Origin of the sequence: Ruthenibacterium lactatiformans (assembly GCF_000949455.1) — a bacterium.
Taxonomy (GTDB): Bacteria; Bacillota; Clostridia; order Oscillospirales; family Ruminococcaceae; genus Ruthenibacterium; species Ruthenibacterium lactatiformans.
The window spans coordinates 22,969-37,575 of the sequence record NZ_JXXK01000001.1 but is presented as its reverse complement, the minus strand read 5'-3'; the positions used below and the strand labels follow the sequence as shown (position 1 = coordinate 37,575).

At 50.8% G+C, this 14,607-nt stretch carries 14 protein-coding genes; 4 read left to right on the top strand and 10 right to left on the bottom strand.

Going from position 1 to position 14,607, the window contains the following annotated elements:
- Positions 1-48: 48 nt before the first annotated feature.
- Entirely contained in the window at positions 49-1,221 is a 1,173-nt protein-coding gene (locus tag TQ39_RS00190; protein ID WP_050004356.1) for a phosphopentomutase, read from the bottom strand.
- Between the two features lie 220 nt (positions 1,222-1,441).
- On the opposite strand from TQ39_RS00190, the gene pyk reads away from it, so the two are divergent.
- Both pyk and TQ39_RS00180 read left to right on the top strand, forming a co-directional pair.
- The gene (pyk, locus tag TQ39_RS00185; RefSeq protein ID WP_082052055.1) at positions 1,442-3,172 is read left to right on the top strand and encodes a pyruvate kinase; all 1,731 of its coding nucleotides are present in this window, start codon (positions 1,442-1,444) and stop codon (positions 3,170-3,172) included.
- 32 nt (positions 3,173-3,204) lie between these two features.
- Positions 3,205-3,663 carry an S-ribosylhomocysteine lyase gene (locus tag TQ39_RS00180; protein ID WP_009325604.1) on the top strand — a complete coding sequence of 153 codons (459 nt, stop codon included), beginning with the start codon at positions 3,205-3,207 and terminating at the stop codon, positions 3,661-3,663.
- 188 nt (positions 3,664-3,851) lie between these two features.
- Here the strand turns inward: TQ39_RS00180 and TQ39_RS00175 are convergent, their stop codons facing one another.
- The 6 genes from TQ39_RS00175 to TQ39_RS00155 all read right to left on the bottom strand — a co-directional run bounded on the left by TQ39_RS00175 (position 3,852) and on the right by TQ39_RS00155 (position 8,595).
- Positions 3,852-5,771: an ATP-binding protein gene (locus TQ39_RS00175; RefSeq protein WP_050004138.1), complete on the bottom strand. Its 1,920-nt coding sequence runs from the start codon at positions 5,769-5,771 to the stop codon at positions 3,852-3,854.
- A gap of 439 nt (positions 5,772-6,210) precedes the next feature.
- Positions 6,211-6,405 (bottom strand): helix-turn-helix domain-containing protein, encoded by a 195-nt coding sequence (locus tag TQ39_RS00170; RefSeq protein WP_242853433.1) that lies wholly within the window; start codon positions 6,403-6,405, stop codon positions 6,211-6,213.
- A 10-nt stretch (positions 6,406-6,415) separates the two neighbouring features.
- The gene (locus tag TQ39_RS00165) at positions 6,416-6,856 is read right to left on the bottom strand and encodes an RNA polymerase sigma factor (protein ID WP_050004136.1); all 441 of its coding nucleotides are present in this window, start codon (positions 6,854-6,856) and stop codon (positions 6,416-6,418) included.
- Positions 6,857-6,946: 90 nt separating this feature from the next.
- Positions 6,947-7,156, bottom strand: coding sequence for a DUF6485 family protein (locus TQ39_RS21530; protein WP_082052082.1), 210 nt, complete (start codon positions 7,154-7,156; stop codon positions 6,947-6,949).
- A gap of 15 nt (positions 7,157-7,171) precedes the next feature.
- Positions 7,172-7,582 (bottom strand): GlcG/HbpS family heme-binding protein, encoded by a 411-nt coding sequence (locus tag TQ39_RS00160; RefSeq protein ID WP_050004135.1) that lies wholly within the window; start codon positions 7,580-7,582, stop codon positions 7,172-7,174.
- 113 nt (positions 7,583-7,695) lie between these two features.
- A complete protein-coding gene (locus tag TQ39_RS00155; protein ID WP_050004134.1) occupies positions 7,696-8,595 on the bottom strand; it encodes a helix-turn-helix domain-containing protein in 900 nt (299 codons plus the stop codon).
- A gap of 270 nt (positions 8,596-8,865) precedes the next feature.
- Here TQ39_RS00155 and TQ39_RS00150 point away from each other — a divergent pair, with 270 nt between their 5' ends.
- On the top strand, positions 8,866-9,123 hold the full coding sequence (locus TQ39_RS00150; RefSeq protein WP_050004133.1) for a hypothetical protein: 258 nt from the start codon (positions 8,866-8,868) through the stop codon (positions 9,121-9,123).
- A 3-nt stretch (positions 9,124-9,126) separates the two neighbouring features.
- Positions 9,127-10,770: a DUF4368 domain-containing protein gene (locus TQ39_RS00145; RefSeq protein ID WP_050004132.1), complete on the top strand. Its 1,644-nt coding sequence runs from the start codon at positions 9,127-9,129 to the stop codon at positions 10,768-10,770.
- A gap of 90 nt (positions 10,771-10,860) precedes the next feature.
- On the opposite strand, the gene TQ39_RS00140 is transcribed toward TQ39_RS00145, so the two are convergent.
- Genes TQ39_RS00140 through TQ39_RS00130 form a run of 3 tightly spaced genes read right to left on the bottom strand, consistent with a single transcriptional unit; the run spans position 10,861 to position 14,605 of the window.
- Positions 10,861-11,595 (bottom strand): MBL fold metallo-hydrolase, encoded by a 735-nt coding sequence (locus tag TQ39_RS00140; RefSeq protein ID WP_069955668.1) that lies wholly within the window; start codon positions 11,593-11,595, stop codon positions 10,861-10,863.
- Positions 11,596-11,601: 6 nt separating this feature from the next.
- Entirely contained in the window at positions 11,602-13,956 is a 2,355-nt protein-coding gene (locus TQ39_RS00135; RefSeq protein WP_270774890.1) for a homocysteine S-methyltransferase family protein, read from the bottom strand.
- A complete protein-coding gene (locus TQ39_RS00130) occupies positions 13,949-14,605 on the bottom strand; it encodes a methionine synthase (RefSeq protein WP_050004131.1) in 657 nt (218 codons plus the stop codon). Before TQ39_RS00130 ends, TQ39_RS00135 begins: the two co-directional genes overlap by 8 nt.
- Between the last annotated feature and the right edge of the window lie 2 nt (positions 14,606-14,607).

Here is a 14,607-nt window from a genome sequence, read left to right as displayed (position 1 = left end):
TGCAAATCTGCAAACCGCCGTTGTTCATTTCATTAAACTTTTAAACTTTCAGCGCAAAATCTCTTTCAGGAAGCTTTTCCCGTCCAACTGAACAGGCACGCCCAGATACTCGCAAACGGTCTGCGCAATGCAAGCAAAGCTGCGCCTTGTACCCAGGTCCACGCCCGCACGGACACCTTTGCCATAGGCGAGCATCGGCACATACTCACGCGAATGATCGGTAGATGGGGTCGCGGGGTCACAACCGTGATCAGCCGTGATGATGAGCAGGTCCTCCGCGCGCAGCAACGGCAGCAGCTTTGCAAGCTGCCCGTCGAATTCCGTTGCCGCATTGGCATAGCCGTTCACATCGTTGCGGTGGCCGTACACCATGTCAAAATCCACGAGATTCACGAACGCAAGGCCTGAAAAACCACGCTGCGCGAGCTCCAGCGTCACTTCCATGCCGTTGGCGTTGCCCGTTGTCTTAAGCTTCTCGCTCACGCCTTCCCCGTCGAAGATATCATAAATTTTCCCTACGCCGATGGTATCCAGCCCCGCCGCGCGGATATAGTCCAGCATCGTTTTGCGCGGCGGCTTAAGCGAAAGGTCGTGCCGGTTGGTGGTACGCTTGAAATTCTTCGCGTTTGTTCCCACAAAAGGACGCGCGATGACGCGGCCCACATTGTGGTCTCCGGTAAGCATCTCCCGCGCTATTTCGCAGTAACGGTACAATTCCGGCACCGGAACCACAGCTTCATTCGCCGCTACCTGAAACACGCTGTCCGCAGAGGTGTATACGATGAGCGCGCCTGTTTTCATATGCTCTTCGCCGTAATCCCGGATAACGTCCGTTCCTGAATACGGCTTATTGCAAAGCACTCTGCGGCCCGTGCGGCGTTCAAACTCCGCAATCACCTCATCCGGAAAACCGTTCGGATACACGGGCAGCGCCTTTTCGCTTTCCACGCCCGCGATTTCCCAGTGGCCGGTCGTGGTGTCTTTTCCGTTGGAAACCTCCTCCAGCCGCGCAAAACTGGCCAAAGGCGCCTCGGCCCGCCGGCCGCACACAACTCCCTCGATGTTGAACAGGCCCAGCTTCTGCAGCGTGGGCGTATGGTATTTGGGGCTTTTCACGATCGCTCCCAGTGTATTGCTGCCCACATCGCCGAAGCGGGCGGCGTCCGGCATCTCTCCGATGCCAAAGCTGTCGAGCACAATGATAAACACTCGTTTTGCCATAATTTTTTCTCCTTTGGGCGGGGCTTTTTTCTGCTTCGCCGTTTTGGTCCGGCATTTCATAGAATTCGCCTCCGCACCCACAGTATACCAGAATCTTTACGGAATGTTAAGCCTGCCGCCATTGCATGGAGATGGAATTTGTGTATAATATAAACTAGGTAAATTTGTTGCTTTTCACAAAAAGCGGATTGGAGTATCTGACTATGCTGCGTAAACAAAAATCGTCTGCACGCTGGGACCTTCCACAGATCAGGAAGGCGTGATGCGCAATATGATCGTGAGCGGGATGAATGTAGCCCGTTTCAACTTTTCCCATGGCTCCCACGAGGAACACGCCGCCCGGCTGGCCAAGCTGCGCGCACTGCGCGACGAGCTGTGTATGCCTGTGGCCGCCCTGCTGGATACCAAAGGCCCTGAGATCCGCCTGAAGAATTTTAAAAACGGCAAGGTCACGCTGAAAGCCGGGCAGACATTTACGCTCACCACGCGCGATGTTGAAGGCGACGAAAACATCTGTTCCATCACTTACAAAGAACTGCCGCAGGACCTCGCGCCCGGCGCGCGTGTGCTGCTGGACGACGGCCTTGTCGGCATGAAGGTGGACGTCATTCAGGGCGACGACATTATCTGCACCGTGCAGAACGGCGGCCCGGTCTCCAACCATAAGGGCGTGAATGTGCCCGGCACCAAGCTCTCGATGCCGTATATGAGCGCGCAGGACCGCGATGACATCCTGTTTGGTATTGAGCAGGGCTTTGACTTCATCGCAGCCTCCTTTGTACGCAGCGCCGCCGATATATTGGAGATTCGCCGCCTGCTGGACAGCCGAAAATGTGATTTCATCAAAATCGTGGCCAAGATCGAAAACCACGAAGGCGTGGAAAACATCGACGAGATCCTCAACGTGGCCGACGGCATTATGGTGGCGCGCGGCGATATGGGCGTGGAGATCGACTTTACCGAGATCCCCATCATCCAGAAGGACATCATCTGGCGCTGTTATAACGCCGGAAAGCCCGTCATCACAGCCACGCAGATGCTGGACAGTATGATAGAGCACCCCCGTCCCACCCGCGCTGAGATCACCGATGTCGCCAACGCCATTTACGACGGCACCTCCGCCATTATGCTCTCCGGCGAAACGGCTGCCGGGCGCTGGCCTGTGGAGGCTGTGCGCACCATGTCCGCCATCGCCGAACGCACCGAGAGCGACATCAATTATGACAAACGCCTGAAAATGCGCACTATGGAGGGCCAGCTGAGCGTGGCGGGCGCCGTCGCCCACGCGGCCTGCACCACGGCCATGGATATCAAGGCAAACGCCATCATCACTGTAAGCAAAAGCGGCGAAACAGCCCGCCTGCTGTGCAAATACCGCCCCGAGACGCCCATCATCGCCTGTGTGCTGACAGAACAGGTATACCGCCAGCTCACACTTTCCTGGGGAATCACACCGATCATGATGGAATATGCGCACGACACAGATGAACTGATCGAAAAAGCCGTTTCGACCTCCCAGAGTGCGGGCCTTGTGCAGGACGGGGACCTGGTGGTCATCACTGCGGGCGTCCCTGTGGGCATCTCCGGCACTACCAATATGATCAAGGCCCATCTCGTGGGCGATGCGCTCCTGTCCGGCATCGGCATCGGCAAACGCAACGGCGTCGGTGTTGCCTGTGTGTGCCGCAGTGATGACGAGGTGCGCAGCAAATTCAAGCCCGGCAATGTGCTGGTCGTCCCGGCAACGAACAACAATATGCTGGATTCCATCCGCGACGCCTCCGCCATCATCGCCGAAGAGGCGGGCGTTAATTCCCACGCCGCCATCGTTGGCCTTACGCTGGGCAAACCGGTTGTCGTGGGCGCGGCGGGCGCTACCCGCAAGCTGCACGACGGTGTGCGCGTTTCGGTGGACGGAGAGCGCGGCGTGGTGCATTCGATGCCCCAATAAGCAATATTTTTGACCGGATTGGAGGAACAGCAATGGAACGGATCGCAAGCTTTTGTGTGGATCACACCCGGCTCGAGCGCGGCATGTATATCTCCCGTGTGGACGGCGATGTGGTCACTTATGACATTCGCATGAAAAAACCGAATCAGGGCGATTATCTGGCCAACGGAGCGCTGCACACCATTGAGCATCTGTTCGCCACCTACGCCCGCAACTCGGTATATGGCCCCGGCGTCATCTATGTCGGGCCCATGGGCTGCCGCACCGGGTTCTATCTGCTCACCCGCGGCTTGTCCCACGCAGACGCCATCCGGCTGGTGCAGGACAGCTTTCGCTTTATGGCGGATTATGCGGGCGATATCCCCGGCGCCTCCGAAATTGAATGCGGCAATTACCGTGAGCAGGACCTGCCCGGAGCGAACCGGGAAGCGCGGGCCATGCTCCCGGTTCTAAAGGAATGGACGGAGGAACGTCTGCAGTACGAGGCATAAAGTGTGTTTTATCTGTGCCGCCGGTTTCTTTGCCGCTGCCTATATAAAAGCGCGGCGTCTCGAATGTCAACCACCGATAAGGAAGTATTGAAAGCAAACTAACTTAACGGCTGACAAACAGGTACAATACAAAGCAAAGGATAGGCTACCAATCTCGGTATGCCTATCCTTTTGCTTTATAATCAAATCTACTCCGCTAATTTTAATTCCATTTGTCGCGGTTCTTCCAAAATCTCTGACAGATAGTCTTTTTCGATTAATGCTTGGTAATGAGTTGTCAACTTGTCTTTCAAATTAAACAATCTCTTTCCGGCGGTTTGAGCAAGTTGCCTATATGTATAGGCATAAACTTCGCCATAGTCTTCCTGTGTCTTTTTTGTGCTTATAGCTTCAGAAATAGTATCGCCAACAACAAAAGCTTTGATTTTAGGCTTACAATTCAGCTTGTTCCCTTTGTAAAGGCTATCAACATACTCTTCTGCTTGCCCCATTTCTTTTCGTCCAATAGTAAAGCCACCCTTTTTTAGTTCAATAATTAACACTTTGCTGATTACAAATATTTCATTTTCATCAGCTTCTTCTGTACATGTAGAACTAAGAGTAAAGTCGCTTCCAATTGCTAAGTCTGGTCGTTTAGACCAATTAATATCAACATTTTCGTTGCGCTGACCTTTTAGCAGAGTTTGTAGCACTGTAGTAAGCGTTCGGTTAAACGTGTAATTTGGATTATCAAATTCTACTCCGAATAACCATTTTGCTTGACTGATAAGGGGGTGTAAAACGTGCAGTTCATCAGTCGTGGAATCACTACAAAGTTGCTCAATCGCACTAATAACTTTCAACCTGCGATCAATTTCATCAAGCACATCTTTTATGTCAGTTACCGACCATTCATCCAAAAATCTATTCAGGGTATCTATATCGTCAACATCCATTTCAGCTAATTTCTCTAATAATGACAATCCATTTCTTGATTGGAGAACAGATATAAGAGCGTTGACAATAATATTCAATTCATCGGTATCAACTTCTGGTTTTTGTTCCAAATAATTTTCAAAAAAATTTTTTAAATCATATAACGAAGGTATTGAAAGGGTTTCGATTCTATCAATATTATTTTTAATTACATCCTTTCTAACTTCTGCTACTTTTCCTTTATAGTATTCCCCACGGAATTCTCTAACGAAGTGTATTACCGCAGAAAAAACTTCGTTTACCTTTTCAGTATTATTAAAACGCGACCAGTCATAAAACACATCATCTATCAAGTGGTCGGCTTCTATAACTATCAGATGGCGTAGCGCAAATTTTCTGCGCGCATCTTCAACTCGTGTATTACCTATATTCCAAGAGGGATTTCCAACTAATCTCGCACCTGTCCAAAATGCAATTCCATTAGTAGCAGTAGTTTTTTCGCCATCCGGAATTTGGTAAATGTCAATCTTGATTTTAGCCTTTGATTTCAGCAAAATTTCTTTGCTAACCGTAGGAGCAATATTGGTTTGAAATTCAATTTGTTCATTATTTACAAAAACAGAAAACTCCGGGTCAAAAAGGAAACGATATCTAAGAGTACGCATTACTTCACTTTTCGTGGGCTGCTTTTTTATTGCTTTTACAGTTAAGCGAGTACCATTTCCAGCTTTGTCAAATATACTATGCTCAAGTACAGAAAACGCAGAATCACCACCGTCAATACTAATTAAGTATTTATTGCATTTTCCATCTCTCCAAGTTTCTACTTGATACTGGTCATTAAAACAGAACATTGCATGGCGCCCTACGCCATTTCGGCCGTATGCTAATCTTTTTGCCTTTCCCTTTGATGATATATACTCAATATATTCCCCTTGATGTGCTACTCGATTATATGCAATAACCATCCATCTTTGTTGGAACTCATCGTCTGTCATTCCTGTTCCATTATCTTCAATAACGATTTCATCGCCTCTTTTTTCAGGCAACGTAATAGAAACCGTTGTTGCACCAGCATCCCAAGAATTCGCTACGAGCTCAGAAAACGCAATGGATATATCTGTAACAATACTTGAATAAGTTCGTTCGATGAAGTCTTTTTCATACTTTGAACGTTGAATAATTTCACCCATCACATTCACCCCCGACGTTTTTATTATACTGCTGTATGTGTACAAATACAAGAAATATTAAGAGTTAGTGGAACGATAGAACAGCATTTTTGTGCTTCCGAGGGATATTATATTACCCGCCCCGTTGCTGCACTCTGCAAACCTTATCAATTCAGATTTTTTGCTCGCCTAAATATCCACGCTGGCATAGCGAACTGTTACGCAGGAAGAAGCCGTTTTTACTGGCGAGCATATAAACCCTTAACCGTTCTGCTTTTAAGTCCGAAAAGCATTGCAGCACTAAGGGTTATCACGCTCCATTGCGTAACGCACAATAATATTTTGAGGGCGCAAGCGGTCTATCCGTTTGCGCCCTCTTAACTACCCAACAGCAAAGGCGGGAAAAGCCGTCAAGGACGCGAAGCGCGAAGTTTATCCTTGACGGCTTTTTCTGGCTTTGCTACTCGTCATCTATCAAAGCGAAACTTGGGTAGGCTTCCATTAAGCATGCTTTGAGGTAGTCTTGAATATTATCGTTGATACTCCCTTGAAAATAGGACAGATATTTGATGTATCCGATATAGTTTTGGATTACCGTATTCACTGCTTCCGGCTCCCCGACTGCTGCTTTCTCGATGATTTCATAAGGCAGCAATTTATACTTCCTATTCCTCATTCTCGAACACCTCCATTTCTTTTCGCATTAAGTGCAAAGCGATTTTTCGTCTGCGGAAGACTGCGCTTCGGCTAATGCCGCACATCTTACTGATTTCCTCGTCGCTGTAACCGAGATAGTACCGCAAAAACAGCACTTCCCGCCGCTTTTTCGGAAGTCGAAGCAAGGCGGCTGCTAACGTATCACTTTCCACAATTACTGTTTTCCCGCGAACGATAAAGGCAATAGGCTCATCGTATTTCACAAAATGCTCATCTGTTGTAGTAACAGGCTCAAAATTAAACTCATGAAGATAGTCAAGGGATATTTCAAATTGCTGCTTTTTTCGCAATTTCTTGTAAGCCTCCAGCGCCGCATGGTAAAGCACAATTTTGTAAAAGGCGTTGAAAGTACACTCGATATGCTCCCGATACTGCTCTGTATTCGCCATTTTTCTCACCCCCTTTTCTGCCTAAAGTAGGGGGAATGACAACAAGCGCCCACGCAGCATAAAACTACATGGGCGTTTGGAAAAGAAGAATTATTTAAGACAGCTAATCAATTTAGAAAAATCTTCAAATGTATCGCCCGTCCGTTTTTCCGCATTTTCAATGAGATTAAAAAAGCAATTTGGAATTTCTTTCAACTGTAAATTCTTACTGATACATGGGCTACACCCTTTGTCATGCTTTGTTGGATGTAGTGGACAATTTATGTTTTTGCAAGTGCAAAAACTACTGATATTATTCATCAACATATATCCTGCTTACTTAATTGCTTCGTTGAATACGGAAACAACATACTCCGCAATCTCGCAATCTTGCGCCTCACTCCCGCCGCCGACACCAATACCGCCCGCGATTTTTCCATCTGCAAACAGCGGATACCCACCAGCTACGAGCGTAATGCGGGGATCATTTGTCTGAATTGCCATAAGGGAAGCGCCCTCCGCGGCGGCTTCGGCAACATCTTTTGTTTTGCATTGGGTAACGGCGGCGGTATAAGCCTTGCCGGGAACAAGTGTAATGCTTAATACCAATGCTTCACCATATCTGCGGTAAACGCGCGGCAGCCCATTTTCATCGCTAATGGCAAAACTGATGTCAATGCCGATCTCCCTGCTTTTCTCCTTTGCGGCAGCGCATAGTTTGTCGCACAATTCGTCTGTTAAAATCATTGTAAATACCTCGCTTTCAGATAACTTCTTAAGGAAATAGCAATGTGCTTCCTATGTCGTATCATAACAAAAAGAACAGGCATTTGGCTTGCCTGTTCCTCTGAAAAAATATCCTATTTCTTTAACGGCTCCTTGAAGTGAGAAATATCTTCTTTAGGCGCGGTTCCAAACATTTTCTTATAATCGCGGATAAATTGCGACACACTCTCATATCCGACTTCCAACGAGGCCTCTGTTACATTCCGGCCATCGTCTAACATCAGCCGCCGCGCTTCAGTCAAACGTAACCTCTTCTGGCATTGCAGAGGCCCCATTCCCACTGCGCTCTTGAATTTTTGATGAAACAATGAAACGCTCATATTTTGCTGTTCCGCCAAACTCTCTACGGTAAACGAACTGCGGAAATTCTCTTTAATCCAACTATTTGCTTCGTAGATTTCATCGACGTTCTGTATATTTGTAATGGCTTGCAGGAACTGTTTGCCACATGAGCCGCAAAGGATATAATAGATGACTTCACGCATGATATTCCTGCGTATGTAATCAGATGCGAGCGGCTTTTGCATTGTAACGAGAAGCCGATAAACAGATTCTATAACGGCATCATCAGCCAAAGACATTTCTTGCTCTGGAATGGCCTCTTTCACAATCCTTTCAGCCAATGTGTTGTCCAAATCCAGTACGGCAGCAATCACCTCATGACTTGTCAGTTCCAATGCGATTGCTAAAAAATCATTCTGTTCTGAAAGGGATAAAATTGTACCGTACAATGGCGTGTCTATTTTGGATATGGAGTATTGTCCGGGCATATAGTCCATGATTCCCGACGGCGTATAAAGCCGGAGCGTCCCATCAAGGACAAGATACAGATATGGCTTTTCCGTCTGTGGCATATTGATTTTTGCTTCGGTAAACCGATATGCTGTCATAAAAGAAACCTTTGCTTGATTGCCGCTTTCTGTACGGAAAATGTTTTGAATCTCAAGCCGCAACCTTGAGAGAACCGAATCCATATGAGATCACCTCTTTTACCCCGTATTATTAAAATTATATCATGGAATATCGCCATTTACAAACAACCTGTTTAGCAAAGCCAAGAATCGGATTGCTGAAAAACTGCACTACACAACGATAAACACGCAACAAAAACCGCCTTTCAAACGGGATATTGAGTGAGGGAACACACAAGGGATTGGGATTTTCCCAACAAGCCCAAAATTGCAAATGGGTACTCATTTGCTGTGCTTGCTCCCTACTCGAAACAAGGAAAGGACGGGAAAGGAATGGAAAAGAAGCGAGAAGCAGAACATAGCGATGTATTGCCTCATACGGGCAATCCATTGAACGAAATCGTATGCTATCAAATCAGCGGGACGGTCTTTGAAGTCGAAACTTCCTGCGGCGGCTCCGAACTGCTCTACGACAAGATGACACGCCTCATCAAAGCGGAAACCAGCGAAACGCCTGCTGACAAGAAAATCAAGGAGCGTTATAATAGCGTTAGCAACCTGTTTGTCGGGCGTTCATTACAGGAGGAATGAACCATGAATACATATCCTGACAACATCACCGCTTTGTATGCCCGTTTATCACAAGAGGCCGCTTTGGACGGAGAAAGCAACAGCATAGCCAACCAAAAGAAAATCTTGCTCAAGTATGCAACGAACAACGGTTTTCCCAACCTAACCTTTTTCATCGACGACGGCATATCCGGAGTAACTTTCGATAGACCCGGCTGGAATGAGATGATACGCCTTGCGGAAGCGGGAAAGGTCAAAATGGTTATCGTCAAGGGTATATCCCGCATGGGGCGGGACTATCTAAAAGTCGGCTACTACACCGAGAGTTTCTTTGCTGAGCGCGATATACGGTATATCGCCATCAACGACGGTGTAGACAGCGATAAGGGCGACAACGATTTTACCCCGTTCCGCAATCTGTTTAACAATTTCTATGCCCGCGATACCAGCAAGAAAATCCGCGCCATCATGCGGGCAAAGGGCAACGCCGGGGAATATCTTTGCAGCAACCCGCCCTATGGGTATGTGAAAGACCCCACCGACAAGAAAAAGTGGATTGTGGACGAGGAAGCCGCCGAGATCGTCAAGCGAATTTTTGACTTGTGCGTTGCGAGGAAAGGGCTGATGCAGATTGCAAAGGTTTTAACCGCCGACAAGGTTTTGACTGTCAACGCGTACTATGCAAAACGGGACGGCAAGCCTATGCCGGACAATCTTTACCGCTGGTCTGTGGAAACCATACGGGGGATTTTGGAACGCCCCGAATATATGGGATGTACGGTGAACTTCAAAACCTACTCCAAGTCCCACAAACTGAAAAAGCGTCTGCAAAACGCCCTGGAGAATTATCGTATCTTCCCCGACACACAACCCGCCATTGTTAACCGCAATGTGTTTGAGCGAGTACAGGAACTCCGGGCAAATAAACGCCGCCCCGCTAAACAAACGGAACGGCAAGGGTTATTCTCCGACTTGCTTTACTGCGCCGACTGCGGCAGCAAACTGCATTTTGCTACGGGCAAGAACATGACCCCGGAGCAGGATTGCTACCGCTGCGCGAGGTACAAAAGCAATCCGGGAGATTGCACCATGCACTTTATCCGCGAGGAGACGCTGAAACGGTTTATGCTGCGCCGGATATTCGATGTAACCGCCATGTTCTTTGAGGACATTATGAGTTTTCAAAAGGCGGTATATGAACAGCGGTTTGAAGAAGCGGAAAAAACAACGAAAAAGCGCAAGCGGGAAATCTCCCAAGCCGAGAAACGGATAGCGGAACTTGATCGGATTTTCAAGCGTATCTACGAGGACGATATATCCGGCGTAATTTCCCACGAACGGTTTTTGAAGTTGTCCGCCGAGTATGAAGCGGAGCAGAAAGAACTGACGGAGAAAGTCCGGGTAGGCTGGGAAATGGTAAGCACCTACGAGCAGGACAAAGCGGATTTTGACAGTTTTGCGGCGGTCATTCGGAAGTATGTAGGGATTACCGAACTCACGCCCACGATTGTCAACGAGTTTGTGAAAAAGATTATCGTCCATGCGCTGGACAAGTCCAGCGGCCACCGGCGGCAAAAAATCCAGATTATTTGGAACTTCGTCGGGGAACTGAAACAGGACGAGGACAGGCAAACCATTGAACGAGAAAGAAAAAGCAGGACAGCATAGCAATTTGCCATGCTGTCCTGCAAGATACCATTACTTCCTTATGAGTGTGTTGCTAATGAGACGCCGCGCTTATTTTTCGATGGGTGCGTATCAGCCTTCCAAACTTTCCAATTCCGCGCGCAGAGCGGCAAGCGTCTCCGCTTTCCGCTCCGGCGCGCCGTGGCCCGGCACATACAGCTTGAACTCCATTGCTTCCACCGACGCAAGGTAACGCTTCAGCCGTGCTTTATCATAACCGCCGTCAAGGCTGTAAAAATCCCCGCAGTCCGCATCCCCGGCAAATAAAATCCCCTGTTCCGGCACATGCACCAGAACGCAATCTCTTTCATGGGGCGCTTCGGTTTGCAGCAGCACACAGTGTACACCGCCCAAATCAATGGACAGGCGTCCATGAAACACAAGGCTGGCCGGTACGACGCTGATTTCTTTCCTGTCGGGATATTCGGCACGGATATGCTTGTCACAGAATTCAATTTCTTCACCCGTCCGCAGGCGTTCCCGCATGGCTTCTTCGCTCCACTTCCAGCGTGAAGCCCTGCATAGCATTTCGTTCGTGGCCTCGCACGCGATGGCCGCGCCGTCCACCGCATGAAGGCCAAACGTATGGTCCCAATGCCAGTGGGTCAGCACCGTAAAATCCGGCCGCCGAAGCTCCGCGGCGTCCAGCGCCGCATAAAATTTTTCCACATGACGGCGGGAATTTCCCGCATCCACGGCAAGGGAGTACCGCTCTCCCCGGATATACCCCAGCACAGGACGATCCGCCGGTTCTTCATGCGGCAAATAAAATACCCGCTCCGTAAGCTGCCGCAGACCTCTATTCACACTGCATCACCCCAAAACCTCCCGGGCGATATCCACAGACTGTTTCGCGTCTTTTGCATAGTAATCTGCGCCGATGTGCATTGCATATTCCGGTGTAAGCACCGCGCCGCCCACCATCACCTGGCAGGAAAGCCCGGCCCTGCGCAGCGCACAGATGGTTTCTTCCATACTGCCCAGCGTGGTAGTCATCAGCGCACTGAGGCCCACCAATCGTACGCCATGCTCCTGCGCTGCTTTTACCACGGTTTCCGCAGGCACGTCGCGCCCCAGGTCCAGCACGTCATAGCCGTAATTTTCCAAAAGCGTTTTAACGATATTCTTTCCAATATCATGAATGTCGCCTTTTACGGTCGCCACAATAATTTTCCCTTTGCCGCCGCTCTTTTTTCCCGACGCCGCGATCGCATCCTTTACGACTTCAAACGCCGCCTGCGCCGCGCCTGCGGACTGCAGAAGCTGCGGCAGGAACAATACGCCCTTTTCAAAACCGGCGCCCACCGTGTCCAACGCCGGAATGAGCACCTCATTGACAAGCTCCTCCGGGCTTTTCGCCTGTAATGCGGTGCGTGCCGCCTGCGCCGCAGCCGCTTTCAGTCCCTGAAGCACCGCGTCGTACAGAGTAACAGTCTGTTGTGCCGCAGGCTGCACCGCTGCCTGTCCGGCGTAACGGGCCAGATACTCCCTAGAGTCCCTGTCGATATTGTACAGCACCTTGAAGCTGGCCACCGCCGCCATCATTGCCTCTGCGTTGGGATTGATGATCGGCAGATCCAGGCCGTGTGCCATTGCCAGTGTGAGGAAGCTGGTGTTCACCTGTTCCCGGCAGGGCAGCCCAAAAGAAATGTTGGAAACACCCAGTACCGTTTTAACGCCCAAACGCTCTTTCACCATGCGTACGGCTTTCAGAGTCTCCCGCACCGCTTCCTGCTGGGCGCTGGCCGTAAGAGTAAGGCAGTCGATATATACGTCTTCCCGCGGGATGCCTGCGGCTTCGGCCGCGGCCACGATTTTTTGCGCCAGTGCAAACCGCTGCTCCGCCAGCGCCGGGATACCGTTTTCATCCAGCGTCAAGCCTACGACCGCAGCTCCGTATTTTTTGCAGATGGGAAGCAGACGGTCCAGCACCGCCTGTTCCCCGTTTACCGAGTTGACGATAGGCTTGCCGTTGTATACCCGAAGCCCCGCTTCCAGAACATCCGCGCGGGTGGAATCGAGCTGCAGCGGCAGATCGCACACGCTCTGCACAGCCTTTACAGCACGGATCATCATTTCCTGTTCATCAATTTCCGGCAGGCCCACATTTACGTCCAGGATATCCGCGCCCGCGCCCGCCTGTTCCACCGCTTGGGAAAGGATATAATCCATATCTCCGTCCCGAAGCGCCTCTTTAAAACGCTTTTTTCCCGTGGGATTGATCCGTTCGCCTATCACACGTACAGTGTCGATTTCCACAGTGCGTGTCGGAGTGCACACGGCACTGCGCCGCACAGGCTCCCGGTGCACAGGCGTGTCCTGCTTAAAAGCCTTGGCGAGCAGCGCCAGATATTCGGGCGTAGTACCGCAGCACCCTCCTACCGCCGAAATTCCCAACGCCTTGAAGCGCTCCAGTTCATCACAAAATTCCTTCGGGCCGATGCTGTACCTTCCGGTGGCCGGGTCCGGCAGGCCCGCATTTGGTTTGATGAACACCGGCAGGCTGGTTGCGGCGCACAGCCGCTGCGCCATTGGATAGATCTCCGCCGGACCCAATGAGCAGTTGATGCCCACGCCGTCCACCCCGAGCCCCTCCGCGGTGATCGCGAAAGACTCCACGGTGCAGCCTGTGAACGCGCGGCCGTTTTCCTCAAACGTCATGGAAACAAGCACCGGAAGAGGTGTGTTTTCTTTTGCCGCCAAAACCGCTGCTTTTATCTCATACAAGTCTGTCATTGTGGCGAATTTCACCAGATCCGCTCCGGCACGCCAGCCCGCCAGGACAACTTCCTTGTAAATCTCGTACGCTTCTTCAAATTTCAGCACGCCTGCGGGCTCCAGAAGTTCGCCTATGGGGCCAACGTCCAGCATCACACGCGCCGCGGTTCCGGCCGCAGCACGTTTTGCCGTCCCAATGCCTGCGGCGACCACTTCTTCCACCGTATAGCCGCAGCCGGCCAGCTTTTTCGCGTTGGACCCAAACGTATTGGCGCAAATCAAATCACTGCCGACCTCCACATATGCCCGATTGATGCGCTCTACTACATCAGGATGTGTGATGGAAAGCAGATCCGGCCTTTCCCCCAGCTTGAGGCCGCTTTTCTGGAGCATCGTCCCCATCGCGCCGTCCAACAGCCAATAGCGTTTCCCGTCAAATATTTTATTCACAGGTCTTCCCCTCCTTACGGTAAGCGCAACGTTCACGCAGCGCACAGTTTGCGCAGCCCGCACGACGGCCCGTCACCGGATGACCGGCCACGCCCAAAACAGCCGTAACGCTCTTGCGCGGCGTCAGCAGATGCGCCGGAGTGGCGCACAGGCCGATTTTTCGCGGTGCATCCAGCAAACGCAGCAGATCGTTCTGCACGGCGATGGGATAATCGCCGTATCCAGGAGAAAAACGCCCCGTCAAAAACTGCCCTTCCTCCCGTTCCTCATTGCGCAGCGTCTGTTCAGCGGCATCGGCCGTCTGCTCCACCGCCACAGAAGCCAGCGCGTCCAACACCACAGCATACGCCATATCGGACGCGCCCGCAGCACGCAGGGCCGCATCTACTCCGGCGCCCAGTGTACATGCCAGGAGCACACAGCTCCCGCACCCTTCCAGATGCCGCAGGATATCGTTTCCCTGCAAATAAGGAGAAATATCATCCCGCGCTGCGCGCACCGCCACTGCGCGCGGCCCGGCTGCTGCGCGCAGCGTCCTCTCCGCACGCCGCAGCAGAGCCCGCGTCGCGCTGTCCGGCTCTTCTGTGCTGATGCCCAAATACCGCAGCGCCTGCCGGGTATTAAACCGCTCGGGCAGTGCAAGCTCCATCC